The following is a 24,676-nucleotide window of genomic DNA, read 5'->3' as shown; positions in this document are numbered from 1 at the left end:
CAAAGAAAACATGGCAGGCCCGCGACGGTTTCGAGGCCCGCCCGGAAGGACCCTGATCACCGTGAACGTTCCGAACAGAATCTCCCGTTCGAGGAGTGCCGCATAAACCAAGCCCTCGTCACGCTCTCGCCGCTCCTGATCGCCCTGCTCTCGGCCCCCGCCGCCGTTCTCGCGGGCAACCTCAGGCCGCGGCTCGCCGCGCCCTTGGGAGCCGCGTTCGCGCTCCTCGCCGCGGTGGCGACCCTCCTCGTGTACTTGCGGGCGGGGGGAGGTGAACGTCGCCTGGGCCCCGACGTGGGGCCTGCGCTTGCACCTCGTCCTCGACGGTCTCGCGGCCCTGTACGCCCTGCTCGCGACCGGGGTGGGGTTCCTCGTCCTGGCGTACTCCTCGCGCTACCTGCCGCTGCATCTCGGGCACGGGGGACGGCCGGAGTCCGAGGGGACGCGGTTCTACGGGTTCATGCTGCTGTTCATGGGGGCGATGGTCGGGCTCGCGATGGCCCAGGACCTCGTCCTGATCTTCGTGTTCTGGGACCTGACGGCGGTGGCTTCGTACTACCTGATCGGGTTCGACCGCCGCGACGCGAACTCCCGCGCCTCGGCCCTCATGGCGCTCCTCGTGACCGGCGTGACCGCCGTTCTCCTCCTCATCGGCGCCCTGATGTTCTACGCGGCCCACGGCACCTACTCCGTCCCCGAGCTCGCCGGGCTCGTGCGTCCCGGCCCGCTCCTGAACGCGGCGGGCCTCCTGATCGCCGTCGCGGCGCTCGCCAAGAGCGCGCAGGTGCCGCTGCACTTCTGGCTGCCGCGCGCCATGGCCGCCCCGACCCCGGTCTCGGCCTACCTCCACTCCGCCGCGATGGTCGCGGCGGGCGTCCTGCTCCTCGGGAGGGTCTACCCGCTCCTGCAGGAGAGCGAGCTTCTGATGAACGTCCTGCTCGTCGTCGGCCTGCTCTCGATGGCCGTGGGCGGCGTCCTCGCGCTCACGCGCGACGTGCTCAAGCAGCTTCTCGCCTACTCCACAATCTCCCAGTACGGCTACGTGGTCTTCATGTACGGCCTCGGGGGAAGTACGGGGCGGTGGGCGCGGCGTTCTACGTGATCGCGCACGCCCTCGCGAAGAGCGCCCTGTTCCTGACCGCGGGCGCCGTCAGCGAGGCGACGGGGGAGGACAGGCTGAGCCGGATCGGGGCCTGCGCAAGCCCCTGCCGGTCCTCGCGGTGGCGAGCGGGGCGGCCGCCGCGGGCCTCGCGGCGCTCCCCCTGACGATAGGCTTCTTCAAGGACGAGCTCTTCTTCGGGGCGGCGCTCGAGAGGGGGGCCGTATTCGCCGCTCTGGCCGTGGTGGGGGCGGCGCTGACCTTCGCCTACGTCTGGCGCTTCTGGAGCGGGATCTTCCTCGGGTCCCCTCGGGACGGGGCGCACGCGGTGCCCGCCGCCCTCGTGTGGCCCGTGGCGGTGCTCGGGGCGCTGGTCCTCTTTGGCGGGGTCTTCGTCGAGCCGTTCGCGGCGCTCGCGAGGGCCGCCGGAGCCGCCTCCTTCACGGGCTCGGTCGATGGCGTGGAGCCCGCGTACCACCTCGACGCGCGGCCAGAGAACCTCATGGCGCTCGCGACGTTCGCGTTGGGGGCGGTCCTGATCTTCTCGCGCCCGGTTTGGGAGGGGCGGCGGGGCGTTCGCCCGGCTCGGGGAGAAGTTCGGGCCGGAGCGTCTCTACGAGGTCTCCATCCACAGGCTCAACGAGCTCTCGGACCTCGTGCACCGGACCGAGATCCGGGACCTCAGGAGCCGGGTCGCGGCCGTCTTCGTGCCGGCGGGGTGCTCGTGGGCCTCGGTTTCCTGGTGACCCCGACGGCGGGGGTGTACCGGCTCGGCGCGATGGAGTGGCGGGACGCGCCGCTGCTGCTCGCGCTCGTCGCGGTCGCGGTCTCGGCGATCACGGCGACCTACACGCGCCGCCACGTCACCCTGGCCCTCGTGCTCTCCAGCGCGGGTTACGTGCTCGCGGCCGTGTACGCCTTCTTCGGCGCCCCGGACGTGGCGCTCGTCGCCGTCCTGATCGAGACCGTCGTCACGCTGCTGTTTATCGCGACGCTGAAGCTCATCCCCTACAAGGTCCTTCACCACCAGGCGGGGCTTCCGCTGGAGCGGCGGCGGCGCAAGGTCTACACGGCGGTCGTCGCGGGGGCGTTCGCCTTCGTGGTCGTCTGGGGGACGCTCTCCCAGCCCTCGCCCGACCGGGGGGCGGCGGCGGAGCTGACGAGGCTCACCCCCGACGCCCACGGCAAGGACGTCGTTACCGTGATCCTCGCGGATTTCCGCGGCCTGGACACGCTGGGCGAGATCACGGTGGTCGCCCTCGTCCTGCTCGGGGTCGCGACGCTCCTGAGGCGGGGGCGCCTCCGATGAAGAACGATCCCACGAGCATCCTGACGCAGGTCGTGGCGAGGATACTGCTCCTCCCCACGGTCGTCGCGGCGATCGCCATCCTCGTGAAGGGCTACGCGAGCCCGGGGGACGGCTTCGCCGCGGGCGTCGTCGCCTCTCTCGGGGTCCTCCTCCAGCACATCGCCCACGGGCGGGGGGAGGCCGAGAGGCTGGGCGCCGTCCGCTACGCGCCGATCCTGGCCGGGGCGGGGCTCCTGCTCAGCCTGCTCGTCGCCATCGTGCCGCTCGTCCTCGGAGACGCCGTGCTGACGCACTACCCGCCGCCCGGCGCGTCGGTCGTCTACCTCGGCACGCTCGAGCTTATAACCCCGGTCCTCTTCGACCTGGGGATCTTCCTGCTCGTCTTCGGTTTCGTGGTCGGGACCATCACCTTCTTCGCGCGCACGATCTCCGAGGAGCGGGAGTACGCGGGGCCCGGGGGCGAGCACCTGGACCTGGAGGACGACGCGTGATCTTGGCGGTCTCGGCGACGATCGCCGTGGTGTTCGCCTCGGGGGCGTTCCTGGTCCTGCAGCGCGACCTGTTGCGCGTGGTGATCGGGATCGTGCTCGTCTCCAACTCCTCCGTCCTTTTCATCATGTCCGCCGGGCTCACCCGGGGGGACGCCCCGATCTACCCGGTGGGCGACGAGGCCTCGGTGAGCGACCCGCTCGTGCAGGCGATGGCGCTGACGGCGCTCGTGATCGGCTCGAGCACCGCCGCCCTCCTCCTGGCGATCGTCTACAGGCTCTACGTCTCGCACCGCTCGGTCGACATACGGGACGTCTCCGACGCCGAGATGCGCGAGTCCGAGGCCCTAGAACGCGTCAACGAGCCGGAGGAGGACCCCGAGGGGAAGAGGAGTCCGACGAACGGGCGCTCGAGAAGGGGAGCCGCGTTGAACGAGGCGCTCGTCGTCCTGCCGGCCGGCATAGCCTGGATCTCGGCCGCGGCGCTGGCCCCGCTCGACGGCCGGAGGCCGGTGTGGGCGTGGCTCGCGGCGACGGCCCTCGCGGGAGCCTCGTCGCGAGCGTCCTGCTGCTCCTGGAGGTTCTGAGGAGCGGGCCGGTCCAGTCCGTCGCGGGAGGGTGGCCGGAGGGGTCGGGATCTCGCTGCGCGCCGACGTCCTCGGGCCTCGTTCGCCGCCGTCTCCCTGGCCGTCATCCTCGTCTCGTTCGTCCACGAGGTCCTGATGGGGGTGCGTTCGAGGACCTTCCCGGCGCTCATGCTCTTTCTCGCCGCGGGCCTCGGCGGGCTGTTCCTGACCGGGGACGTCTTCAACTTCTACGTCTTCTTCGAGATCTCCATGACCGCCGCTTACATCCTGACCGGCTACCGCGAGCAGGACTTCCAGGTGCGGGCCGCGTTCATCTTCGCGGTGATAAACCTGCTCGGCTCGGTCCTGTTCCTTATAGGCATCGCGGCGCTGTACCACGTTACGGGCTCCCTGGACATGCAGGTGATCGCCGAGAGGATCGGGCGGTCCAACCCGAGCACCGTGATCCCGATAGCCACCCTGATCTTCGTGGCCTTCTCCCTGAAGCTCGGGCTCTTCCCGTTCCATTTCTGGCTGCCGGCGGTCTACGTAGGGAGCCACGCGCCCGTGGCCGCGATCCTCTCGGGCGCCCTGGCGAACATAGGGAGCTACGGCCTGCTGCGCTTCGGCGCCGGCGTCCTCCCCGAGGAGCTCGGCTTCGGCGCGATCGTGGTCCTCGTCCTCGGGGTGGCGAGCATCGTGTACGGGGCGCTGCAGGCGGTGAGCCGCCACGCGACGAACGAGGTTATGGCCTACTCGGCGATAGGGCAGGTCGGGTACATCCTCGTCGCCCTCGCCATCGGCGGCCCGATAGGCTACGCGGCGGCGTTCGTCTACGCGATCGTGAACTCGTTGAACAAGGCCCTGGTCTTTCTGGCCTCGGGGCTGCGCGGGCCGCTGGCGGGGGCGGCCTTCGCCGTCGGGGCGTTCAGCATCGCGGGCGTGCCCCCGGCGGCCGGGTTCGTCGGGAAGGTCGCCCTCTTCAGGACCGGCATCGAGGGCTCGGCGCCGGGCTCCGGACCTTTGGGCGGGGTGGCGGGAGGCGTGGCGATCGTCGCCCTGATCTTCGTCGGGAGCGCCCTCTCGTTCGTCTACTCCTTCCAGGTCTACCAGCGCGCTTTTCTGGCGCGCAAGAACTGGCAGGAGCGGAGGCCGAGCCCGCGACCGGCGCGGGTGCTCTCGATCCTGCTCGCCGTCTTCGTCCTCGCGGTGGGGCTCTGGCCGGAGCCGCTGCTCGTCCTCGGGGAGGAGTCGGCGTCGCTCCTGCTGGAGGGGGAGGGCCGCAGGTGAAGCGCGCGCTGTTCTCGCTCGTCCTCCTGACCGTCGTCTACGCGCTCGTCCTGGCGAGCTTTCACCCGTGGGACCTCGCGTTCGGGGCGGTGCTGTCGGGCGTGCTCCTGTTCTCGTTCCGCAGGTTCGTCTTCGACGGGAGGCCCGCGCCCCTGCCGGGGCTCGCGGGAAGGATGCTCGCCTTCTGGCCGTTCGCGCTCGCGGTCGTCGGGGACACGATCGCCGGCACGTGGCGGGTAACGAAGGTAACGCTCGGGCGGACGCCCCTGGAGAAGTCCGGGATCGTGGCCGTCCCGATAGGCGACAGGACGCCGGTCGGCGTCGCCGTCTCGGCGCTCGTCGCCACGATCTCGCCGGGGGAGTTCCTGGTCGAGATCGACTGGGACGAGGGGGTAATGCTGGTCCACACCATCGACGCCTCCGATCCGGAGGGGGTCCGCCGCTCCCACGAGAACTTCTACACGAAGTACCAGAGAAAGGTCTTCCCGTGAGGGGGCCTCAGGAGGAGGTAGTCGCTTGCACGAGGTAGTCTTCTACGCCGCGTTCGTCTGGATGACCGTGCTGCTCGCGATCGGGGTGGCGGCGGTGATCCGTCTGCCCACCACCGCGGCGCGCATCCTCGCCCTCGACACGCTCACCCTGATCCTGGTCGCCCTGCTCGTCCTCTACTCGGACTACCAGCGCACCCCGTACTACCTGGACGCGGCCCTGATCCTGGCCCTGCTCGCGTTTATCGGGACGGTCGTCGCCGCCCGCTACCACGGCGAGCGGAGGATCTTCTGATGCGCGAGGCGTTCGGCGCCCTGGGGGCCGCCTTCTCGGCGGTCGCGCCGTGGGTCGCGGACGTCCTCGTCGTTCTCGGGATCTTCGGGATGACGGTCGGGATCTACGGCATCGTCCGCATGCCCGACGTCTACAACAAGCTGCACGCGGCGAGCAAGGTCGTCTTTCTGGGGGTGGTCATGCTCCTCCTGGCCTCGGCGGTGACGAACGACGCCGCGATCATCATGCGCGCCGCCCTTATCGGGATCTTCCTCGTCCTGACGACCCCCGTCTCGGCCCACGTCGTGGGCAAGGCCGCCTTCCTCAGGGGGTACGAGATGGAGACGCCGGACGCCGTGGACGAGTCGGGGCGCGGCCTGGGGAAGGGTCCCGAAGACGACCGGAGCGCGGCCTAGCGAAAGGTCCCCGCGGCGAGCTCCGCGATCCTCTCGGCCAGCGCCCCCCAGCTCAGGTCCTCGACGGCGTTTTGCCGCACGGTCTCGCGGCACCCCCGCCGCTCGTCCTCCGGGAGCGAGAGGTAGCCCGAGAGGGCGCGCGCCAGGTTTTCCTCGAAGCCGCCTTCGAGGCTGACGCGGGGCTCGAAGGGGAGCCCCTTGCCCACGAACCCGCCCGCCTCCCTGAGCCCCGAGTGGTCGGCGACGAAGGGGGGCACCCCGCTCGCCCCGAACTCGGCCGCCACCAGGCCGAAGGTCTCTGGGAAGATCGAGGGGACCACCGCCACTTCCGCCGCCGGCAGGACGCGCGAGAGCTCCTCGTGGTAGAGCGGGCCGACGAACTCGACGTACTCCTCCATCCCCTTCGCGGCCCGCAAGAGATTCTCGGAGAGCTCGAAGTGCTCCATCGTCGAGGGGGGACCGCCCTCGAAGAGCCGGCCCCCCTCGACGAGGGCCTCGACGGCGCCCCGGTTCCCCGTCGAGAGAGCGTGGACCAGGGCTTCGAGGCCCTCGCGGAAGGTGCCGTAGCCGATCACGAGCAGGCGCGCGCCCGTCCCCTCGCGCGCCCTGGCGAACGCCGAGAGCAGGGAGTGGACGCCTTTGGAGTGGATCAGCTTCCCGACGTAGACGACGACCGGGTCGCCGGAGCCGAGCACCGCGCGTATGCGCTCCCCGGCGTCCCGGTCATGCTTGCGCGGCTCGTAGGAGGCCGAGACCGCCGCGAGCTCGCGCGCCAGGTCTTCCGCGTCACGGGCCTCGCCGCCGTCGAGCACGGTGCGCAGCCTCTCCGCCTGCTCGGGGCCGCGGCCGGGCCCGCCCGTCAGGGACTCCGTCACCGAGAGGTCGAGCCGGTCGGGGCGGAAGAGGTCGGTGTCCACGCCGCCGGGGACGGCGAGGGTCCTGTCCGAGAGCTTCGGGAAGTCCTCGGCGATGGTGCCCGCGCTGTGCGAGGAGAGCGCGACGATGCTCGTCGCCCCGGCGAGCCCCGAGCCCGCGATCTCCATGTACCGCTCGCTCCTGCGCGCCACGTACTGGAGGCAGCTGCCGTGGACGATGCTCGTGTACGAGACGCCCGTACCGTCGAGGGCGACGCGCGCGATCTCCGGCCCCGGCACGGAGTGGTTCGTGACGACGCCCGTGGCCCCGGAGCGCTCCAGCACCGTCCTCACCGCCTCCACGTTCCCCGAGAGGTAGCGCTCCAGCTCCTCCTCGTCGAGGTCCAGAAAGGTCTTCACGCGCCAGCCGGGGTAGTCGTCGTAGACGTAGACCGGCAGCAGGTCGCCGACGTCGGGGTTGTAGACGGCGCAGCGGCCCGCGTAGGGCGTCTCCTGCTCGCCCAGGGCCTCGACGCCCCGCTTCGAAGCCCCGTAGTGCTCGTTCACGAAGTCGTAGCGTAAGGGTTCGGGCTCCTGGCAGAGAAGGTGGACGTCGTGGCCGACCTTCACGAGGCCCCTGCACAGGTTCTGAACGTAGACGTTGCTCCCCGAGCCGGAGAGCATGTAGCCGTGGGTCATGAGAAGTTTCATGGCGCCAAGCATAGCAAAGGCGTCCGGCGAGCAGCCATCGCGGGCCGGGTGAAGAGGGCCTTCAGCCTGTAATATTGCGAGGTCGGTCTATTCGCACAGGCGAGGAGGACGTTATCGTGGCGCGCACAAAGACCGCTGGGGTCCCCGAGGTCGGCGCGGAGGCGCCTGAGTTCAACCTTCCCAGCGCCCAGGGCGGGCAACTCAGGCTGAGCATGAGGACGGCGCGGGGGCCGGTGATCCTGGTCTTCTACGGCGAGGGGGACGAGGAAGACGTCCGGTACTTCGGGGAGCTGGCCGCTCTGGAGGACGAGATCAACATGGCCGGCGGCACGGTCGTCGGCATCGGGGTCTCCGAGCCCGACGCCGCCCGCGAATTCCTCCGCAAGAGCGGCCTGAAGAGCTACGTCCTCTACGACTACGCCCGCTCCGCCACGCGCGCCTACGGCCTCCTGGAGGGACGGAAGAGCGACGAGCACGCCCGCCCGGCCGCCTTCGTGATCGGGGGCGACCACAAGATCGCCCACGCCTGGACGGGCGAGAGGCCCGAGGCCGCCGAGCTCCTCCGGAAGGTCTCCGAGATCACCGGCCTCCCCAAACCGGCCGAGGAGCCCGAGGCGGACGACGCGGGCGAGAAGAGACCCGCCGCCCGGGCGCCGAAGGAGGCGCCGGAGGGGGCCGAGAAGGCAGAGGGCGAGGCCGCTGCTCCGGCCGCCGAGGCCGAGAAGCCGAAGAAGATGTCGGCCGAGGAGCGGGAGCGCATAAAGGCCGAGCGCCGCGCCGCCCGCGCCGAGGGCAAGTCCCTCAAGCAGCCCAACGAGCCCTCGGGCGACGGCGCGGCGGGCGAGGCCCCGGCCGCGGAGCGCAAGAGGCTCTCCCCCGAGGAGCGGGAGAAGCGCCGCGCGGAGCGGAAGGCGGCGCGCGAGGCCGGGGACGGAGCGAAGCCCGAGGCCGGCGGCGGCGCGAACGGCGACGCCGGAGAGGCCGGCAAGGAGGGCTGAGGCTATGGCGCGGCCGGAAGGGAACGGGGCCGACGAGCCGCGGCACGGGCCCGAGGGGCAGAACGGTGCCCCCGGGGAGGGCGACGCGACCGCGGAGATCCCGCTCTCGGACGGCGCCGCGGACGAGGGCGAGCTCCGGCGCCGCCTGGAGGCCCGCAAGCGGCACCTCAAGGAACTCTACGACGAGACCTCGACGCTCAAGCTCGCGGCCGACGAGGCCCGGGTGCGGGCGGAGGCGAGCGGCACGCGCGTCCGGGAGCTCGAGGAGGAGCGCGACCGGCTCCGGGAGAGGGTCTCGGAGTTCGAGGAGGAGGAGCGCCGGCGCAGGAGGCGGCGGGAGGGGCAGGACCGGCGGGTAGCGCGCCTCGGGCGCGAGCTGGAGCGCCGCGACGCCGAGATACAGCGCCTGGAGACCCTCATGGAGGAGCGGGCGGGGGAGATAGAGGCCTACGGCCGCGAGGCCAAGGACGCGGCCTCGCGCAAGGACGTCGCGCTGGAGGAGGCGCTCCGGAGGATCGAGGGCCTCGAGCGGGACCTGGAGGAGCGCGAGGCCGCCGCCTCCGACCTGAGGGGGACCATCGACCGCCTCCGCGCCGAGCTCGACCTCGAGTACGAGCTGAGGCGGCGCATGGCCGAGCCGGCGAACCGCATCCGGGCCGGCATCGACCTGTTCAACGGGTCGGAGCACCTCCGCTCCGTCGGCTCCATCTCGAAGTCTTTGGGCTCCCCGGAGGTACACGTCGTCCTGGAGGGGCCGGATGCCGACGAGCCGGCCGTGGTCCTGACGTTCACGTGGCAGGGCATCACCTGGCAGGCCTACGCCGCGAACCCCGGCCTCGCCGTCGAGGAACCCCGCGTCTACCAGAGGGGCGCCGGAGAAGACCTCTCCGGCGTCGACCGCGAGCCCCCGAACGCCCGCGTCGGCCCCGGCGGAAGGGTGTTTCTGGGGCTATAGGGGCATGCGGTACCTTCCCACGCGCTGCCGCCGGCACTCGGAGGACGAGCGGCGCGGCGGTCTCGGGGCTTTCCTAGTCGTCGCGGGAGATGTCCCAGGAAGAGATCCAACCCTCCGAGACGGCCTTGCTCACGGCCTCGCCCCTGGTACGCACCCCGAGCTTGTCGTAGATGTTGGAGAGGTGCCGCTTCACGGTGGTCTCGGAGACGTGGAGGGATTGCGCGACCTCCTTGTTGCCCGCGCCCCGCGCCACCATGCGCAAGACCTCGGCCTCGCGGCCGGAGAGCTCGCTCTCGGCGGGGCCCTCCGCGTCGTAGTCCTCGCGGGGGACCGAGACGATCACGTTGCCCGGCGTGCCGCGGGCGACGGAGCGCACCGTGGAGATCAGGTCCTGCGACGAGGCGCCCTTGGTGAGGAACGCGCTCGCCCCGAGCCCCAGGAGCTCGCGCACCAGGCGCCGGTCGGCGAACACGGTGACGACCACGATCTTCGGCGCCGGCGAGAGCCTGAGCAGGTGGGTGGTGGCGGCCTGCGCCCCCATCACCGGCATCTCGACGTCCAGGATCACCACGTCGGGCGCTGTCTCCTTCGCCAGCGCCACGGCCTCCCGGCCGTTCCCGGCCTGGGCCACGACCTCGACGTCCTCGTTCAAGGAGAGCATCTCCGCCATCCCCTCGCGAACCATCGCGTGGTCGTCCGCGAGGAGCACCCTTATGGGCCGGTCGTCTACTTGGTCTTCTCCCGCATCAGGGGCAGGCGGACCTCCAGCGTCGTCCCTCGCTCCTTCCCGGAGGCGACCTTGAAGGAGCCGCCGAGAAGCTCGGTGCGCTCGCGCATCGAGGAGAGGCCTATGCCCTCCGAGACCTCCTCCGAGCTCTCGAAGCCGAGGCCTTGGTCCCAGACGAGGGCTTCGACCTCGCGCGGGGAGATCTTTACCTCGACCACTATGCTGTCCGCGCCGGAGTGGGCCACGGCGTTGCGCACGCCCTCGCGCAGGATCATGTAGAGCTGGTCGCGCACGTAGTCGGGCATGTGCTCTTCCTCGCCCTCGAAGGCGACCTCGGAGTCGACGCCGGAGGGGACGCTGATCCTCATGAGGTTCTGCAGGGCTATCCTCAAGCCGTCGGAGGTCTCGGTCTCGCGCAGCTCGCGGGCGAAGGTGCGCATCAGCTCCAGCGCCTCGCGGGTCGTCTTCTGCGCCAGCTCCAGCTTCTCCCGCGCCCTCCGGGGGTCCCGCTCCTCCAGGACCCTGTGGAGGTCGAGGCACTGGCCGACGACCGTCATCTCGTGCGCCAGGCGGTCGTGCAGCTCGCGGGAGAAGCGCCTGCGCTCCTCGCCCTGGGTCTCCTTGACCTTGGTGAGGAGGTAGTCCACGAAGGAGGCCATCACCATGCGGGAGATGCGATCCATGACGATCTCCTGGACGGAGAGCGCGATCTCGGCGATCTCGCGCGGCGAGGTGCCGGGGGTGAGGTCGTCGACGACGACCGAGACGGTCTCCTTGCACAGCGCCACCCCGGCCCGGAAGGACTCGTCGGGGTGCGGGTTGAGGGGCTCTTCGGAGTCCTCGATGTTCCGGTAGATCTCCTCCTCCACCGCGAGCAGGGACCTCTCCTCGCCCTTGAGGACGCTCGCCGCGCGCTCCAAGACCCCGCGGGCTTGCTTCTCTATCTGCCCGCGCGTGTTCCCCCGGCCGATAATGAGGAGGCTGCCTTCCTCTTCCAGCCGCCGCGCGTACGCCTCGAGGATCTCGCCCGTCTTCTCCCCGATCACCCGCGCCGCCCGGGCTCTTCCCGGGCTTCCTGAAACGTCGACCCCCAATGTTCTTCGCATCCTCTCCACGACACCTCGCACTTCGCCCTATACTCGGCGTCTTCGCAGCATAACACCTCGTCTCCGGCGGACGGCCCGGCGACGGACGCGGGGCTCCACCGGCGCAGCCGGCGAGACGCGAAACCGTGCCCGGGGGCGTCTTCTACGGCGGGCCTCGGCCGGTTCTCCTACGGATCCAGGGCCAGAACCTACGTCTTGTGGTCCGCAAACGTGGGCCTTTCGTACCAGCCGGGCCCGTTTGGTGCTCAAACGCGGTTCCGCACCCTCCGTAACGGATACATCTGGTTATGCAGCGCCGGCGAGGAGCGCGGGCGTGTTGGTTACAGCAACGGAGCAAGGGAGCAAGGATGTCTGATTACGAGCAGCGCACGGACAGGTTCACGGCCGTCGAGGACGAGTACGCCGGGTACACGGTGCGCGATCCCAACGGCGAGAAGATCGGCAAAGTCGACGACCTCTTCCTGGACGAGAACGACCAGCCCGAGTACATCGGCGTGAAGATGGGCTTCTTCGGCACCAGGAGCACCCTGGTACCGCTGGACGCCTGCACCGTCGACAAGAGCCAGGGCTTCATCGAGGTCAACCAGCCCAAGCAGACCGTCAAGGACGCCCCTCACTTCGACGACGACAACGAGATCACGCCCGACTACGAGCGCCAGGTGCGCGAGTACTACGGCCTCTCCGCCGCGAGCGGCACGGAGGAGCGCGGCTCCTACGGCGCCTACGAGCGGGACGACGCCACGACCTCCGGCGACGCCGAGGCCGGCAGGGTCGGCCCCGGCATGGTCGAGGGCGACACCGAGTCCGGCGAGTTCCGCGGTCACTCGGAGGACGACGAGGGCGTGCGCCAGAGCAGAGGCTCCGACCTCGAGGACGAGGACGAGCTGAGGGTGCAGCGCTCCGAGGAGGAGCTTCGCGCCGGGGTCCGCGAGCGCGAGGCCGGGCAGGTCAACGTCAGAAAGCGCGTGAGGACCGAGCGCGAGAGGATCGCGGTCCCGAAGAAGCGCGAGGAGGTCTCGGTGGACCGCGTGCCGGTGGACCGCGACGCCTCCCCCGGCGAGATCGGCGAGGACGAGGTCAGCGTGCCGGTGGTCGAGGAGGAGGTCGTCGTTGGCAAGCAGGCCGTAGTCAAGGAAGAGGTCCGCGTGCGCAAGGACGTGGTGCAGGACGAGGAGGTCGTCGAGGAGGACGTGCGCAAGGAGGAGGTCGACATCGATGACGCCTCCGGCACCTCCAGGCGGCAGAGCTAGCGCAAGCAGTCCAAGCCCCGTCCGCGGGGCGAACCTTCCGGCGGCACCGCCGCCTGGAGGGCAGCCGGAACCTCCACTCCCAAGACGGGGACGGAGGTTCCGGCAATCGGCGCGGTAGCTCCGCGGCCGTCAAACCACGAGAGGGGAGCAGCATGGGTAGAGACGGAGACCGGGGCAGGCCGGTCGAGCCCGGGGAGGCCCGGGCTTACGGCAACGACCCGGACGCCGTCGAGGTGCGCCGCGTGGTTGGGGACGGTGACGGGGGTGCCCGGGCATCCGTCGCCTCCTCGGCCACCGCGCCCCCGCCGGAGGAGGCCCGCGTGCTGCAGGACCTCGCCCGGCGAGGGGCCAGGCAGGCGCTCGACGAGAAGGAGCAGGAGTCGGGCGGCGGTGGCCTATACGGGAGCCAGATCGACTCTTCCCACCTGGTCGGGGCGGCGCTGGCCGAGCTCGTGGGCACCTTTATCCTGGTGTTCGGCGGTACCGCCGTCGCGGTCGGGGCGATCCTGAGCCGCGCGACGGCCGGCGCGGCCTACGACTCCCTGGCCATAGCGCTCGCCTTCGGGCTGGCCCTCGCGGCCGTGGTCGCCGCCGTGGGTCACGTATCGGGGGCGCACGTCAACCCGGCCGTTACCCTGGGGATGGCCGCCGCGAAGAAGTTCCCGTGGGCGTACGTCCCGGTCTACCTGGGGGCGCAGCTCGTGGGCGCCGTGCTCGCCGCTCTCGCCACCTGGCTGACGTTCGGCGGCCCGGGCAGGAGCGAAGCATTGCTCGCGGCCCCTTCCCCCGCGGCGGGCGTCGGAGACCTTCGGGCGTTCCTAATAGAGGTGCTCATCGGCTTCATCCTGGTGTTCGTGGTGATGGCGGTGGCCACCGACGATAGGGCACCGGCCGCGATCGCCCCGATAGCGGCGGGCTTCGCGCTAGCGGTCGGCATCTTTATTGCGGGCCCGATCACGGGGGCCGCCGTGAACCCGGCGCGTGCCCTGGGGCCGATGATCGTGTCGGGCAGCTTCACGAGCGTGTGGCTCTACATCCTGGGGCCCATCGTCGGGGGCGTGCTGGCCGCGCTTCTCTACGACCGCTTCATGGCCCAGACCGAGGCCCCGTCGTAAGGGCTCGACGAGCCCGGGCTAGACTGAGGAGGCGACGCGGAAGATCCGGCGCCGCCTCAGGAGTTAGCCGGAGCAGCCGGATCGGGGCGAGGGCCTCGGAAGAAAACGGGATCACCTGACGGTAGATCTACCAACGAAAGGGGAGCAACATGGGTAGGAACAGAGACAGGGACGAGGGCAGGCCGGTGGAGCCCGGGGAGGCCCAGGCGCACGGCAACGACCCGGACGCGGTGGAGATAAACCGCAGGGGCGGCCGCGACGACGGGAGCCTCGGGCCGAACATAGACGCCCAGGGCCGCGACATGGACAACCCGCAAGAAGGCGGCGGGACGAGGAGCGTCGGCAGGGCGCGCGAGGAGCGCGCCGAGGCCCGTTCCCGCGACGAGGGACGCGGCGGGCGAGAAGACGCGCAGCGGCGGAGCAGCGGCGGTCGGGACGAGAGCTCCGACAGGGGCACGAGCTGGATCAGCGTGATCTTCGGTCTGCTCGCCGCGCTGGGCGCCAGCTTGATCCTGAGCGGCATCGTCGGCGGCATCGTCGGCGCGATCCTCGGGGCCATGGGGGTCGGCGGCGGCGCCGAGGGCGGGACGGCCGCCCTTATCGGAGTGCTCCTGACGCTCCTCATAGCGTTCATCATCGGCGGCTACGTCGCCGGGCGCATGGCGAGCCGCTCGGGGCTCAAGCACGGCCTGCTCGTGCCGCTCCTGCTGCTGGCGCTGACGATCCTGCTGGCGATCATAGGCACGCTCGTGGGGGCGAGCCTCATAGACAACCTCCAGGGCGTGACGCTCCCGGCCGTGCCGGGCGGCGTGCAGCAGCAGGCGCAGGGCGAGGCCCCGCAGAACCTCGGCACGATCCTGACCGTCTCCGGCATCCTCGCGCTGCTCGTCCCGTTTATCGGCGGGGCCATCGGCGGCTCCTGGGGCGCCAGGACCGGCCGCAACCGCCCGTAACAGACGGGGATAGTCCCATCGTGGCCGGCCCTCGCGGTCGGCCACGGACGCGAAACGACGGAGAGGCCGATGGCGGGGTATCGCCATCGGCCTCTCCTTCTGTCTGATTGCGGCAGGTTCCGGGCCGCTGCCGCCGTCGCGGGGCTCCATCTTTGGCCCTCGACCAGGGGTTGGAGCCGTCTAGCGTTTGTTCGTCCCTTTGGTAGCTTCTTTGTCCTTCTCGTCCGCTTTCTCGTCGCCGTCGCCGATGGCCTCACGCTTGGAGTCGGACCCCTTGTCCCCGATCTCCGCGACAAATTCCTGGACGCCGCGGCCGAACGACTTTGCCATGTCCGTGACGCGGCGAGGGCCTATGATGAGCGCGAGGACGGCGAGGACGAGCAGGATCTCGAAGGGCCCGATGCTCACCCGTAGCGCCGGGCTTCCATGAGCTGCTTGAGGCGCGTGAGGGAGCGCTCGGCGTTTCTGCGGGCGAAGCGCTCGATGCCGACGAAGCGGGCGGCGCGCATCAGGGCCTTGTTTTTGAGGCGGAAGTCGCCGGTGTAGGTGACGAGGCAGGAGGCGCCCCCGTCCTCCGGGAGGACCGTCACCTCGCCGCCGCCCTCTATGGTGGTGAGGTACGACCAGCGGATCAGGCCGTTCCCGTGCTCGAGGACCCGGGCCTCCGGCGTGAGGCGACCGACCGGGCTCTCCAGCATCAGGCGGTACGAGTCCTCGGAGAGCTTCTCGATCCCCTCCACGCCGACCATCCACTCCTTGGCGTTGCGGAAGTCGCCGATGTAGGACGAGACGTTCTCGGCAGGGGCGTCGACGCGCTGCTCGACGGCGACGGGCTCCGGGGCCTTCGGCTCGTCCCTCATCCCCACCCCAGCTCCGAGATGCGCGCCTCGTCGAAGCCGAAGTAGTGGGCAATCTCGTGCACCACCGTCACCCGGATCTCCTCCTCCAGATTCTCCGGCGGGAAGTCCCGCTCCAGCGGGCCGCGGAAGATGGAGATCTTGTCGGGCAGGCCGTAGTAGTTCGAGCCGCGCTCCGTGATAGGCACCCCCTCGTAGAGACCGTAGAGCGTGTCGTCCTCGCCCTCGGTCAGCATGTACTCCTCGGGCCAGTCCTCGACGACGATGACGACGTTCTCCAGGTACTGCGAGAGCTCCGGCGGCACCCCGTCGAGGGCGCGCTCCACGAGCTCGTCGAACTCTCGCTCATTCACGCGGGTAATTGTACACGCGAGCATCGAAAGGTTTGCCCTACTTGAACTCGGCGTTGCCGTCGTCGGCCATCACCACGGAGCCGTTGATGGCGTCGGCCTCGTCCGTGCACAGGAGGGCGACGACGTCCGCGATCGCCTCGGGGGCGATGATCCTGCGGCGCATCTGGGCGTTGGCGAGCAGGTCGTTCATGCCCATGTCCTTGTAGCCCTGGATGATCGGGGTGTCCACCGCCCCCGGCGCCACGCCCACGACCCGTATCCCGAACGGCGCGAGCTCGAGCGCCGCCGCCTGGGTCATGATCTTCACGGCGCCCTTGGCCGCGTGGTACCCGAAGACGCCCGGGGTGGCGTAGAACGAGTAGACCGAGGCGGTGTTCACGATCGTGCCCGCAACACCGAGGTCGCGCATTTTGCGCCCGGCGGCGAGGATGCCGTGGTAGACGCCGAACTGGTTGACGCGCACAACGCGCTCGTAATCCCCCGGCTCGTGATCCAGAAGCGGCGCGTAGTGCCCGGTGCCCGCGTTGTTGAACATCACGTTCAGCGAGCCGTAAGCCTCCACGGCCCGGTCCACCGCCGCCTCGACCTCCTCGAACCTCGCCACGTTCGTGTGCACGAAGAGCGCCTCTCCTCCGGCCTCCTCGACCATACGGACCGTCTCCCGGCCGCCTTCCTCGTTGTACTCCGCGACGACGACCCTCGCCCCTCGCGCGCGAACTTGAGCGCCGTCGCCCGCCCGATGCCGCTCCCCGCCCCCGTCACTACCGCCACCTTGTTCTCCAGCTTCATACGACCGGACCTCCCCGCTAGCTCCTTGTGAGGGAGGGATTCTACAAGCTGGCCTCCGCGCGCTGCTCGCGGGGGGAACAAATGCGATACTCCCGCAAGTACCGTAGAAAGGTCTCTCTGGAGGTGTCGTCGTTGAGGTTCCTGTCGAGTTCGCGTCCGGGGCGCTGGGTGGTGTGGGCGGTCTACAAGGTTTTGAACAAGCCCCTGCCGGTGCCGCACGCGGCGGAGTGGATGATGATCCCGGAGCACTCCGTCGAGCAGGTCCTGGAGACGGGCGCCCTGGCGAGCCTCTACCCCGACGACGTCCTCGAAGCCGCCCGCCGCATGGACCGCCAGCGCCGCGAGCACGACGAGCGTTACGAAGAGAAGTCGCGGTAGGCCCGAGGCCCGCCAGGGGAGGCTCGCGCTGAGCGACTCCACCCACTCCCGGAGTGCGAGCTCCAGCTCTTTGTCCTCTCCCGACGGTACGGGAGGGGTCTGCCGCTACCCGTAGCGGGGCGCGCTCCTGGCGGGCCTGGCTCTCACAGCCGCTCGTTTACGGCTGGAGCGGCGCGGTCTACCGCGGTTCGTCGGGGAGCGGCGGGGTGCTCGCCGGGGGCTTGCGCGGGCTCGCCGCCTTCTCGTAGGCGTAGGCCAGCTTCAGCAGCTCCGCCTCGCCGTAGGGCTTCCCGACGAGCTCGAAGCCCACCGGCACGTCCCCTTCGGCGAACCCGGCGGGGAGGCATATGGACGGCAAGTCCGCCTGCGCCGCTATCAGCGCGTTGGTCGGGAAGGTCAGGACCGTCCACTTCCAGTCGTCGAGCTCCTGCCTCGTGGGCGGGAGGACCTGCGAGTTCGGGTAGACGATCGCGTCGAGGCGCTCGGAGGCCATCAGGTTGAGGATGGCCCTTCGAAACTCCTCCCTGGCGGCGAGGCCCCTGTGGTAATCGGGGTCCTCTTCGGGATCGACGGGCGCCTCCTCGGCTATCGCCGTGAAGAGGTCCAGGCGCGGGTGGAAGCGCTTGGAGTCGTAGAGCTCCCCTATCGTGTGGGAGCCGGGCCTCTTGGAGAGGAACCCGTCGATGTCGTAGCGGGACTGCGAGAGGTAGAGGGAGGTCACTTCTATGAAGCGCATCAGCTCCGGCATGCTGACGGGGTCCACGATCTCCGCGCCCGCGCCCGCATCGCCTCGATCGCCCCCCGACGACGCTGTTTACCTGGCCCGAATCCGGATCCTCGTCCGCCCCGAACGCGTCGCGCAGCACGCCGATCCTCGCCCCCTGAGGTCGCCCTCTTCGAGGCCGCTCCTGTAGCCCCCGGCGTCCCTGGCGAGCGTCGCGGACGCGGTGAACGGGTCTTCGGGGTCGTAGCCCACGAGCACGTCCAGGAGGGCGGCCGCGTCCCTCACGGTGCGGGTCATGGGGCCCGCGGTGTCCTGGAAGACCACGAGCGGCGACATGCCCTTGCGGCTTATGAGGCCCGTCGTGACCCGCACCCCGACAAGGTTGTCGAAGGAGGAGGGGACGCGGATGGAGCCCCCGGTGTCCTCGCCGATCCCGACGGCCCCGAGGTTCGCCGCGACCGCCGCCCCCGTGCCGCTGCTCGAGCCGCCGGGGTCCCGATCCAGATCGTAGGGGTTCTTCGTCTCCCCGCCCGCGGAGGAGTAGGCGAACCAGGAGGTCGCGAAGTCCGGGAGGTTGGTCTTCGCGAGGATCAGGGCCCCGGCTTCTTTCAGCCTCCCCACCGCGGTGGCGTCCTCCTCGGGCACGTACCCCTCGAACGCGACCGAGCCGAACGTCGTGCGGATGCCGGCCGTCTCCGCCTGGTCCTTGAGCAGGACGGGTATGCCGTGCAACGGCCCCACGAGCTCTCCGCTCTGCTGGAAGGAGAGATCCAGCTCCTCGGCCTGCGCCAGCACGTTCTCGTTTACCGTGATGATGGCGTTCAACCCCGGACCGCTCTTGTCGTAGGCCTCGATGCGGGCCAGGTAGAGCTCCACGAGCCTGCGGCAGGTCAGCTCGCCCGACCTGAACGCCGAGTGGATGTCGTCGATGGTGGCTTCCTGCAAGCGGAACTTCGGAGAACTCACGTCTACCTCCTATGCCTTCGGTGGGACGAAAAATTATCCCACTTCTTCGAGTACGGTTTCGGACGCTGGTGCCGCCGCCGGGCGGCACGCTCCACGCGGCATCTGGGTCGGGCGTCGGCGCACGACCCAGGGTTTCGTCGAACTCCTGCGGACGCAGGAGCCGACCGCGGGCGCGGCGAGGCCGAAGGTGTCCCGGCTGGCCGTGCTGTTCATCGAGCTCGTGGAGGTCTCGGGCGTCTAGGGTGCCTTGCTGACCGGGCGGTAGCAGAGCCGGAACGATGATCGGGTTCCCTTGCCGGTGCCCCGCGGATCGTCGGGCCGTGATCTCGACCTGGAGCGTGCCCGTGTGGGGACGGTGCGTTTCTGGATCAGGCACGGAAACGGTAAGTGCTTATCTCTTCCCACGGGCCGCCGAGGTAGCGCCAGAGGCTGAGGCCCTCACCGCGGACCTCGAAGGGGGAGAAGGACGCGTCGAGCTCGTCGTGCAGGGCGCGCGCCCTCTCCGGCGAGACCTTGTTCTGCACCGTGACGTGGGGTCTGAGGCCCTGCTGGTCCTGCTTCGTCAGGTAGGGCTCCCAGACTTTCGCCAGTCGCCTCCGTAGGCCGACGAGCTCCGGCGCTTCGAGCTTGTAGGCCACGCCGCGGCCCATGAACAGGAGCCCCGCCGCCCTCAGGGTGATGGGCGCCTGGCGCCCACACGTTTTCTCTATCTCCTCGACGATCTCGCCCTCCCGCTCGCCGGGCAGGTGGTGGAAGAGCGTGAGGTGCGCCGCGAGGTGGTTGCGCTCGGGCGGAAAGTGGGCCTCGCGCAGGCGGTCGAAGCGCCCCTGCGACTCGTCGTCCATCTTCAGCGTCAGGATGAGGGGGGCGGGGCTCCGGGTTTCGGCGGACAGGGTAGTTCTCCTTGGATCTCGGTCGGGGCGTGCCCATCTTACAGCGGCTCCGCGCGGGGCGCGGGACCCTATCCCGTCCGCGGCAATATACTGGGCTCATGGACCTCTTCGACTCACAGGGCGCCGACGCCCTCGCCCGCCGGGCGCCGCTCGCCGAGCGCCTGCGCCCGAGGGACCTCGACGGGGTGGTGGGCCAGGAGCACCTGACGGGGCCGGGCAGGCCCCTGCGCAGGGCGGTCGAGGGGGGCAGGGTAGGCGCGATCGTGCTGTGGGGACCCCCCGGCACCGGGAAGACCACGCTGGCCCGCGCCCTGGCCGAGGTGTCGGAGGAGGAGTTCATCCCCCTGAGCGCCGTGACGAGCGGGGTCAAGGACCTCCGCGGCGCTCTGGACGCCGCCCGCGAGCGCCTCAAGTACGAGGGGCGCGGCACCCTCCTCTTCGTCGACGAGGTACACCGCTTCAACAAGGCCCAGCAGGACGCCCTGTTGCCCGCCCTCGAAGAGGGGCTCGTGGACTTCGTGGGGGCGACGACGGAGAACCCGTCCTTCGAGGTCACGGCCCCGCTCCTCTCCCGCTCTCGCGTCCTCCGCCTGCGCCCGCTCTCGGAGGAGGGGATGCGCGGGCTGCTGGAGAGGGGCGCGAGGCGCTCGGGGTCGGGGTCTCTCCGGAGGCGGAGGAGTACCTCATGCGGCTCTCGGGGGCGACGGGCGGAGGCTCCTGAACGCCCTGGAGGTCGCCGCGGGCTCCTCGCGGGGACGGTCGAGGTCGGGGACGTCGAGGCGGCGGTGGGGGAGAGGGCTCTACGCTATGGGCGGGAGGAGCACTACGACGTCGTGAGCGCGTTCATCAAGAGCGTGCGCGGCGGCGACCCCGACGCGGCGCTCCATTACCTGGCGCGCATGATCGAGGCCGGCGAAGACCCGGTGTTCATCGCGCGGCGGCTCGTGATCCTGGCCTCCGAAGACATCGGCAACGCGGACCCGCACGGCCTGCCGCTGGCCGTGGCCGCGACGGAGGCCGTGCGGCTCGTGGGGATGCCCGAGGGGCGCATCCCGCTCGCCCAGGCCACGACCTACCTCGCCTCCGCCCCAAGTCCAACGCCTCCTACAAGGCGGTGGGGGCCGCCTCGAGGACGTCCGCCGCGGCCCCAGCCCGAGGTCCCCATGCACCTCAGGAACGCGCCGACCGGGCTCATGAAGGGCGAGGGTTACGGCGCGGGCTACCGCTACCTGCACGACGACTCGGCGGAGGGGATGAACGACCGCTACCTGCCCGAGGAGCTCTCGGGAAGGTCTACTACGAGCCGAAGGAGAGCGGCGCCGAGGCGCCCATCAGGGAGCGGCTGGACCGGTGGCGCGAGGCGAGGGAGGGGCGGGGGTAGCCCCCGTCAGGCTGTTCGCCCGGTCCCGGAGCCCCGAACTCCGAGCTCGGGCGGTCCATCCAGATCCCGTCCCACATCCTCCCGCCCGCGAAGGGGCTCTGCCTGCGGCGCCCTATCTTCTCCTTGAAGCCGGCCTTCCCGCAGGCCCGGATCGCCCCTGCGTTGAACTCGAAGACGCCGAGCATGCCGCCGTGCGGGCCGGCGGTGTCGAAGGCGTGGTCGAGCATCAGGCGCGTGGTCCCGGTGCCGTAGCCCCTGTTGCGGTACTCCGGCCCCCCGATTTTGATGCCGAACTCGGCCTTGCGGTTGCGTTAGTCTACTTCCATCAAACTGGCGGGGATGAAGGGTCGAACGCTCGTACGCCGTGAGGGTGACGTTGGCCCGGGACTCCGCCTCCCCCTCGTACCAGCCGGTCTCCTGCTCCTGGGTGCGAAGCTGCCGGCGGCGGGGCCGTCTTCGGGGCGTCCATCCAGCGGGCGTACGGGGCAATCAGGTCCCGCCGCGACGGTCCGGGCGCCTCGATGTCGAGGCCCGGCCGGGTCAGGCCTCCGATCCTCGCTCGTCCCCACGGGCATCCTCCCCCTCCGGCGCCCCGGCGGACGGGTCGCCGTCCAGGGCCGTCTTCGCGTTCGTCTCGACGAGGAGGGCGAGGAAGACGAAGGGGGCGAACCAGGTGACGTAGGGGTAGAACCAGTAGTTGAAGGTGAGCTGAAAGGCGATGATGAGGGCCGCCGAGAAGGCGGCGAGGCGCCGGACGGTGCGCCTCCTCGGGAAGACGGCGACGACGAAGGCGAGGATTATCGCCCCGAACTCCAGCGGCCCCTTGAGGAAGGCGAGCTGGGGCACCTGCGTGAAGATCGTCCACGGGCTCTCCCGCTGGCCCTGGAAGCCCAGGGTCTTCTCGTAGAAGAGCTGCACCGCCCCTACGGGGTCGCCGTCGAGGGCGAGGACCCAGAAGCTGAGGAGGACGACGGCCACCCCGCCGAGGACGAAGTCCAGGATGCGCCCGCGCTTCTCCACGCCGCCGTGGAGCATCCACAGGGGGGCGAGGACGAGGGGGAAGAGCTTGATCGCGAAGCCCGCCGCGACCGCCGCGCCGCGCGCGACGGGCAGGGTGGCGGTCGCGAGCCCTATCGCCATGACCGCGGCGACGATGACGTCGTTGGTGTTGTTGTTCGTCGTGTAGAGGGTGTAGGGGAAGACCGCCCAGGCGAAGAAGAGCGCCGCCGCCCCCTTGGGCCCCGCGTAGCGCCAGCCTGCGACGAGGAGGGCCGCGGCCCCGACGACGAACGCGAAGACCGTCGCCCCGTGGGCGGCGGGGAGGAAGTCCCACTGGCCGGAGAAGCCGAAGATCAGGTTGAAGGGGACGTAGATCAGGTAGTTCAGCGGCCCGTACGTGTCGCCGGTCCCGACGTCGTCGGGCATGTTCCCGTAGGGGAGGGTGCCGTCCAGGATCCTGTCGGCCCCCACGACGCCGGCGTACCCGACGTCGATGACGCGCGAGTCGAGGTTGAGCGCGAGCAGGAACCCGCTCGCGAGCGCCGCGAGGACGAACAGGACCCCCGTCGGCAGGTTGCTCGTCTTCCCGACCCTCTCCCCGTAGCCGAAGCCCATGAGGATCGTCCGGCCGAGGAGGTACAGGAGCGGCGGGTACCACAGCACCGTGGCCCAGAACGAGTCCCCCGCCCGGAAGAAGCCGTGGGAGACGAGGAAGCCCAGGATCGCCAGCACGTCGAGGTTCCTCAGCGAGAGGAGCTTGTCCGTGCGCCAGAAGGCGGCGGCGAACAGGAAGGCCAAAGTGCCCCAGACGTACCAGTAGTTGGCCTGCTTGCCGTAGGCGCCGTAGTCGCCGCGGGCCATGTGCCAGCCGACCTGGTCCCCCGTCCAGACGAAGTTGGACTGCCAGGTCGCGTCGTCGATGCCGACCCGCGCGACCTCCTTGCGCCCCTCGTCCCCGACGGGCATGCCGCCGACGGCGCCCTCCTCCTCGACCTCGAAGTGGACCGTCCACTCGCCCTCGTCGTACTCGGCGCGGGCGGTGTAGGGGGGGTGCTCCAGAAGCTCCCGGCGCACCTCCGGGATCGCCGTGGCGAGCTTTATCGCCTCGCCCTCGGAGAGCTCCGGGTATGCGAGCGTGTCCGCCGCCGGCGAGACGTCGACCCTCCCCGTCTCGCCCGTGTCGTCGATCACCTCGACGCGGGCCACCGTGCTCCCGGAGGCCCCCTCCACGAAGGCGACGCGCCAGACGTCGCCGTCCACGTCGTACTCAGACTCGGGCTTGACGGTCGGGCGGTCGGCGTATCTCGCCACCTCGGGGACGAGGCTCGCTGCGAGGCGAGCCTCCCGGGCGTCGGTCTGCGTCCCCGGCGCGAAGCCGAAGACCGGCAGGAGCAGGAGGACCAGCACGGCCACCGGCAAGAAGCGCGTCACGCCCGTGCCCCCTCCGGGGCCGGGCTCACGGGTCCCCGCTCGTCCCCCGGGGGGAGCACGAGCATGAGGACCCACAGGACGATGAGGATCAGGTTGCGCTCCAGGAGCAGGTCGATCGCGGAGCCGTCCATCGAGAGGAGCCGGTCGTAGTGCTCGGGGAAGATCTGCGAGGTGGCCCAGCAGGCCCCGAGGTAGAGCCCCGAGGCGCCGAGAAGCCAGAGCCCCCCCGCGCACAGGGGGATCAGGGGCAGCAGCCAGATCATGTACTGCGGAGAAAGCACCTTCGAGCCGATGGTAAAAGCGAGCACGAACGCCGCCGCGTAGCGGGGCACGGAGGCGGTCGCGAACCGCCCCACGAGATGCTCCCGGTACATCACCGCCGCCGTGACGACGACCAGGGCCCCGGTGATGGGCAGGCTCATCGAGCTCCAGAACCCGAAGCCCGGCCCCTTGACGTCGAACGCCCCGAACTCGTAGACCACCTCCCTGGCGTAGCCGAGCTTCATCAGGACCGAGGCCCCCACGGACTCGACCTGCAACCCCCGCTCCGCGTGGTACGCGAAGCTCTCCAGAAAGCCGCCGCCACCCAGCACGAACGCCGGCACGAAAAAGGCCGCCACCACGAGCCCGAAGATCGCCGACCCCCGACGAACGCCCGCCATCCCCCGAGCCGGGCCGCGAAGAGGGCGAGCGGCGGCCCCACGAGCGCCGGGACGAGCTTCGCCGCCGTCCCGACCCCGAGGGAGACCCATGCGAAGGCGAGCGCGAGCGAGGAGGCGGTGCCTCCTTCTCTCGACCGCACGGCGAGCGCGACCGCCGCGGCGACGGTCAGGGCGACGACGGCGTCGTAGCGGGTCACGGCGATAGGGTTGAGCAGGACCGCCGCCGCGACGAAGATTAGGGCAGCGACGGGCCAGGGGAGGCCCAGAGCGCGCGCCGAGAGCGCCGTCAGGACGAGCGAGGCGACGAGCAGGAGCGCCATCTCAGAGGCGAAGGCCGCGGCATACGAGGCCGGGCCCTCCGAGACGAGGGCCGGCGGCACGAAGAACGGGAGGCTCCCCGGCGGGTACTCGATAAAGAAGTCCCGGTAGGGGACGGCCCCGGAGAGGATCTCCTCCCCGGCCATCATGTATGTGAGGATGTCGCGCGACTCCGTGCTCAGCGACGCGGTCAGGCCCCGGAAGCGGTCCATGAGCGTCCAGTACATGTACAGCCCCAGCAGGGCCAGGGGGACCCAGAAGAGCAGCGCGCCCAACAGCGGGCCCGCCTCCCCCTTCGTGCCGAGGGTCGCGAGCTTCCCCTGGAT

Annotated in this window: 27 protein-coding genes and 2 pseudogenes; 15 read left to right on the top strand and 14 right to left on the bottom strand. The window is 70.4% G+C overall.

The window, feature by feature from the left end:
* Positions 1–271 precede the first annotated feature (271 nt).
* From GBA65_RS24465 to mnhG, 8 genes are all read left to right on the top strand, one after another.
* Positions 272–1,102 carry an NADH-quinone oxidoreductase subunit 5 family protein gene (locus tag GBA65_RS24465; RefSeq protein WP_228281328.1) on the top strand — a complete coding sequence of 277 codons (831 nt, stop codon included), beginning with the start codon at positions 272–274 and terminating at the stop codon, positions 1,100–1,102.
* Positions 1,103–1,220: 118 nt separating this feature from the next.
* A complete protein-coding gene (mbhE, locus tag GBA65_RS24460; RefSeq protein WP_228281326.1) occupies positions 1,221–2,408 on the top strand; it encodes a hydrogen gas-evolving membrane-bound hydrogenase subunit E in 1,188 nt (395 codons plus the stop codon).
* A complete protein-coding gene (locus GBA65_RS13615) occupies positions 2,405–2,899 on the top strand; it encodes an MnhB domain-containing protein (protein WP_166397009.1) in 495 nt (164 codons plus the stop codon). Before mbhE ends, GBA65_RS13615 begins: the two co-directional genes overlap by 4 nt.
* Complete coding sequence (locus GBA65_RS24455; RefSeq protein WP_228281324.1) at positions 2,896–3,483, top strand: sodium:proton antiporter; 588 nt, start codon at positions 2,896–2,898, stop codon at positions 3,481–3,483. Before GBA65_RS13615 ends, GBA65_RS24455 begins: the two co-directional genes overlap by 4 nt.
* 135 nt (positions 3,484–3,618) lie before the next feature.
* On the top strand, positions 3,619–4,752 hold the full coding sequence (locus tag GBA65_RS13605) for a complex I subunit 5 family protein (protein WP_166394809.1): 1,134 nt from the start codon (positions 3,619–3,621) through the stop codon (positions 4,750–4,752).
* Positions 4,749–5,243 (top strand): Na+/H+ antiporter subunit E, encoded by a 495-nt coding sequence (locus tag GBA65_RS13600; protein WP_166397008.1) that lies wholly within the window; start codon positions 4,749–4,751, stop codon positions 5,241–5,243. The genes GBA65_RS13605 and GBA65_RS13600 overlap by 4 nt, the downstream gene beginning before the upstream one ends.
* A gap of 25 nt (positions 5,244–5,268) precedes the next feature.
* Positions 5,269–5,535 carry a monovalent cation/H+ antiporter complex subunit F gene (locus tag GBA65_RS13595; RefSeq protein ID WP_166397007.1) on the top strand — a complete coding sequence of 89 codons (267 nt, stop codon included), beginning with the start codon at positions 5,269–5,271 and terminating at the stop codon, positions 5,533–5,535.
* Positions 5,535–5,930, top strand: a complete 396-nt coding sequence (gene mnhG, locus GBA65_RS13590; protein ID WP_166397006.1) for a monovalent cation/H(+) antiporter subunit G — start codon at positions 5,535–5,537, stop codon at positions 5,928–5,930. Before GBA65_RS13595 ends, mnhG begins: the two co-directional genes overlap by 1 nt.
* Here the strand turns inward: mnhG and GBA65_RS13585 are convergent.
* Positions 5,927–7,495, bottom strand: a complete 1,569-nt coding sequence (locus GBA65_RS13585) for a glycosyltransferase family 4 protein (RefSeq protein WP_166397005.1) — start codon at positions 7,493–7,495, stop codon at positions 5,927–5,929. The genes mnhG and GBA65_RS13585 overlap by 4 nt on opposite strands.
* Positions 7,496–7,611: 116 nt before the next feature.
* Between GBA65_RS13585 and GBA65_RS23275 the strand changes: the two genes are divergently transcribed.
* Positions 7,612–8,493 carry a peroxiredoxin family protein gene (locus GBA65_RS23275; protein WP_207955770.1) on the top strand — a complete coding sequence of 294 codons (882 nt, stop codon included), beginning with the start codon at positions 7,612–7,614 and terminating at the stop codon, positions 8,491–8,493.
* Positions 8,494–8,497: 4 nt separating this feature from the next.
* Positions 8,498–9,448 carry a coiled-coil domain-containing protein gene (locus tag GBA65_RS13575; RefSeq protein ID WP_166397004.1) on the top strand — a complete coding sequence of 317 codons (951 nt, stop codon included), beginning with the start codon at positions 8,498–8,500 and terminating at the stop codon, positions 9,446–9,448.
* 73 nt (positions 9,449–9,521) lie between these two features.
* Here GBA65_RS13575 and GBA65_RS13570 read toward each other — a convergent pair whose 3' ends face one another.
* On the bottom strand, positions 9,522–10,157 hold the full coding sequence (locus tag GBA65_RS13570) for a response regulator transcription factor (protein ID WP_166397003.1): 636 nt from the start codon (positions 10,155–10,157) through the stop codon (positions 9,522–9,524).
* 17 nt (positions 10,158–10,174) lie between these two features.
* Positions 10,175–11,221, bottom strand: a complete 1,047-nt coding sequence (locus GBA65_RS13565; RefSeq protein WP_166397002.1) for a sensor histidine kinase — start codon at positions 11,219–11,221, stop codon at positions 10,175–10,177.
* Positions 11,222–11,628: 407 nt separating this feature from the next.
* Between GBA65_RS13565 and GBA65_RS13560 the strand changes: the two genes are divergently transcribed.
* The 3 genes from GBA65_RS13560 to GBA65_RS13550 all read left to right on the top strand — a co-directional run bounded on the left by GBA65_RS13560 (position 11,629) and on the right by GBA65_RS13550 (position 14,599).
* On the top strand, positions 11,629–12,531 hold the full coding sequence (locus tag GBA65_RS13560; RefSeq protein WP_166397001.1) for a DUF2382 domain-containing protein: 903 nt from the start codon (positions 11,629–11,631) through the stop codon (positions 12,529–12,531).
* Between the two features lie 152 nt (positions 12,532–12,683).
* Entirely contained in the window at positions 12,684–13,646 is a 963-nt protein-coding gene (locus tag GBA65_RS13555) for an MIP/aquaporin family protein (protein ID WP_166397000.1), read from the top strand.
* Between the two features lie 149 nt (positions 13,647–13,795).
* Complete coding sequence (locus tag GBA65_RS13550) at positions 13,796–14,599, top strand: hypothetical protein (RefSeq protein WP_166396999.1); 804 nt, start codon at positions 13,796–13,798, stop codon at positions 14,597–14,599.
* A 180-nt stretch (positions 14,600–14,779) separates the two neighbouring features.
* On the opposite strand, the gene GBA65_RS13545 is transcribed toward GBA65_RS13550, so the two are convergent.
* The 4 genes and pseudogenes from GBA65_RS13545 to GBA65_RS13530 form a co-directional block, all read right to left on the bottom strand.
* Entirely contained in the window at positions 14,780–15,007 is a 228-nt protein-coding gene (locus tag GBA65_RS13545; RefSeq protein ID WP_166396998.1) for a twin-arginine translocase TatA/TatE family subunit, read from the bottom strand.
* Positions 15,004–15,459: an SRPBCC family protein gene (locus GBA65_RS13540; protein ID WP_166396997.1), complete on the bottom strand. Its 456-nt coding sequence runs from the start codon at positions 15,457–15,459 to the stop codon at positions 15,004–15,006. Before GBA65_RS13540 ends, GBA65_RS13545 begins: the two co-directional genes overlap by 4 nt.
* The gene (locus tag GBA65_RS13535; protein WP_166396996.1) at positions 15,456–15,833 is read right to left on the bottom strand and encodes a metallopeptidase family protein; all 378 of its coding nucleotides are present in this window, start codon (positions 15,831–15,833) and stop codon (positions 15,456–15,458) included. The genes GBA65_RS13540 and GBA65_RS13535 overlap by 4 nt, the downstream gene beginning before the upstream one ends.
* A gap of 13 nt (positions 15,834–15,846) precedes the next feature.
* Positions 15,847–16,598, bottom strand: a pseudogene (locus GBA65_RS13530) (SDR family NAD(P)-dependent oxidoreductase).
* 132 nt (positions 16,599–16,730) lie between these two features.
* On the opposite strand from GBA65_RS13530, the gene GBA65_RS13525 reads away from it, so the two are divergent.
* Complete coding sequence (locus GBA65_RS13525; RefSeq protein WP_166396995.1) at positions 16,731–16,976, top strand: hypothetical protein; 246 nt, start codon at positions 16,731–16,733, stop codon at positions 16,974–16,976.
* A gap of 178 nt (positions 16,977–17,154) precedes the next feature.
* Here GBA65_RS13525 and GBA65_RS23270 read toward each other — a convergent pair whose 3' ends face one another.
* From GBA65_RS23270 to GBA65_RS13515, 3 genes are all read right to left on the bottom strand, one after another.
* Complete coding sequence (locus tag GBA65_RS23270; RefSeq protein WP_207955769.1) at positions 17,155–17,739, bottom strand: amidase family protein; 585 nt, start codon at positions 17,737–17,739, stop codon at positions 17,155–17,157.
* 51 nt (positions 17,740–17,790) lie between these two features.
* Entirely contained in the window at positions 17,791–18,666 is an 876-nt protein-coding gene (locus GBA65_RS23265) for an amidase (protein WP_207955768.1), read from the bottom strand.
* A 368-nt stretch (positions 18,667–19,034) separates the two neighbouring features.
* Positions 19,035–19,511 (bottom strand): 2'-5' RNA ligase family protein, encoded by a 477-nt coding sequence (locus GBA65_RS13515; RefSeq protein ID WP_166396994.1) that lies wholly within the window; start codon positions 19,509–19,511, stop codon positions 19,035–19,037.
* Positions 19,512–19,657: 146 nt separating this feature from the next.
* On the opposite strand from GBA65_RS13515, the gene GBA65_RS13510 reads away from it, so the two are divergent.
* Positions 19,658–21,067, top strand: a complete 1,410-nt coding sequence (locus GBA65_RS13510; protein WP_228281321.1) for a replication-associated recombination protein A — start codon at positions 19,658–19,660, stop codon at positions 21,065–21,067.
* Between the two features lie 55 nt (positions 21,068–21,122).
* On the opposite strand, the pseudogene GBA65_RS26550 reads toward GBA65_RS13510, so the two are convergent.
* From GBA65_RS26550 to GBA65_RS13490, 4 genes and pseudogenes are all read right to left on the bottom strand, one after another.
* Positions 21,123–21,221, bottom strand: a pseudogene (locus GBA65_RS26550) (GNAT family N-acetyltransferase); the annotation flags it as partial.
* Between the two features lie 259 nt (positions 21,222–21,480).
* On the bottom strand, positions 21,481–23,370 hold the full coding sequence (locus tag GBA65_RS13500; protein ID WP_166396993.1) for a glycosyltransferase 87 family protein: 1,890 nt from the start codon (positions 23,368–23,370) through the stop codon (positions 21,481–21,483).
* Positions 23,367–23,909: a hypothetical protein gene (locus GBA65_RS13495; RefSeq protein ID WP_166396992.1), complete on the bottom strand. Its 543-nt coding sequence runs from the start codon at positions 23,907–23,909 to the stop codon at positions 23,367–23,369. Before GBA65_RS13495 ends, GBA65_RS13500 begins: the two co-directional genes overlap by 4 nt.
* Complete coding sequence (locus tag GBA65_RS13490) at positions 23,876–24,625, bottom strand: glycosyltransferase 87 family protein (protein WP_166396991.1); 750 nt, start codon at positions 24,623–24,625, stop codon at positions 23,876–23,878. The genes GBA65_RS13495 and GBA65_RS13490 overlap by 34 nt, the downstream gene beginning before the upstream one ends.
* Between the last annotated feature and the right edge of the window lie 51 nt (positions 24,626–24,676).

The organism is Rubrobacter marinus (assembly GCF_011492965.1).
Taxonomy (GTDB): domain Bacteria; phylum Actinomycetota; class Rubrobacteria; order Rubrobacterales; family Rubrobacteraceae; genus Rubrobacter_F; species Rubrobacter_F marinus.
The sequence above is the reverse complement of the archived record's forward strand: the minus strand, read 5'-3'. Positions and strand labels throughout refer to the sequence as shown.

What these genes read in the sequence shown, in the direction of transcription:
- GBA65_RS13615 (WP_166397009.1), top strand. Translation starts at nt 2,405, where the DNA reads ATGAAGAACGATCCCACGAGCATCCTGACGCAGGTCGTGGCGAGGATA.
- GBA65_RS13605 (WP_166394809.1), top strand. Translation starts at nt 3,619, where the DNA reads ATGGGGGTGCGTTCGAGGACCTTCCCGGCGCTCATGCTCTTTCTCGCC.
- mnhG (WP_166397006.1), top strand. Translation starts at nt 5,535, where the DNA reads ATGCGCGAGGCGTTCGGCGCCCTGGGGGCCGCCTTCTCGGCGGTCGCG.
- GBA65_RS13585 (WP_166397005.1), bottom strand. Translation starts at nt 7,495, where the DNA reads ATGAAACTTCTCATGACCCACGGCTACATGCTCTCCGGCTCGGGGAGC.
- GBA65_RS13575 (WP_166397004.1), top strand. Translation starts at nt 8,498, where the DNA reads ATGGCGCGGCCGGAAGGGAACGGGGCCGACGAGCCGCGGCACGGGCCC.
- GBA65_RS13560 (WP_166397001.1), top strand. Translation starts at nt 11,629, where the DNA reads ATGTCTGATTACGAGCAGCGCACGGACAGGTTCACGGCCGTCGAGGAC.
- GBA65_RS13555 (WP_166397000.1), top strand. Translation starts at nt 12,684, where the DNA reads ATGGGTAGAGACGGAGACCGGGGCAGGCCGGTCGAGCCCGGGGAGGCC.
- GBA65_RS13550 (WP_166396999.1), top strand. Translation starts at nt 13,796, where the DNA reads ATGGGTAGGAACAGAGACAGGGACGAGGGCAGGCCGGTGGAGCCCGGG.
- GBA65_RS13540 (WP_166396997.1), bottom strand. Translation starts at nt 15,459, where the DNA reads ATGAGGGACGAGCCGAAGGCCCCGGAGCCCGTCGCCGTCGAGCAGCGC.
- GBA65_RS13535 (WP_166396996.1), bottom strand. Translation starts at nt 15,833, where the DNA reads ATGCTCGCGTGTACAATTACCCGCGTGAATGAGCGAGAGTTCGACGAG.
- GBA65_RS13515 (WP_166396994.1), bottom strand. Translation starts at nt 19,511, where the DNA reads ATGGACGACGAGTCGCAGGGGCGCTTCGACCGCCTGCGCGAGGCCCAC.
- GBA65_RS13510 (WP_228281321.1), top strand. Translation starts at nt 19,658, where the DNA reads ATGGACCTCTTCGACTCACAGGGCGCCGACGCCCTCGCCCGCCGGGCG.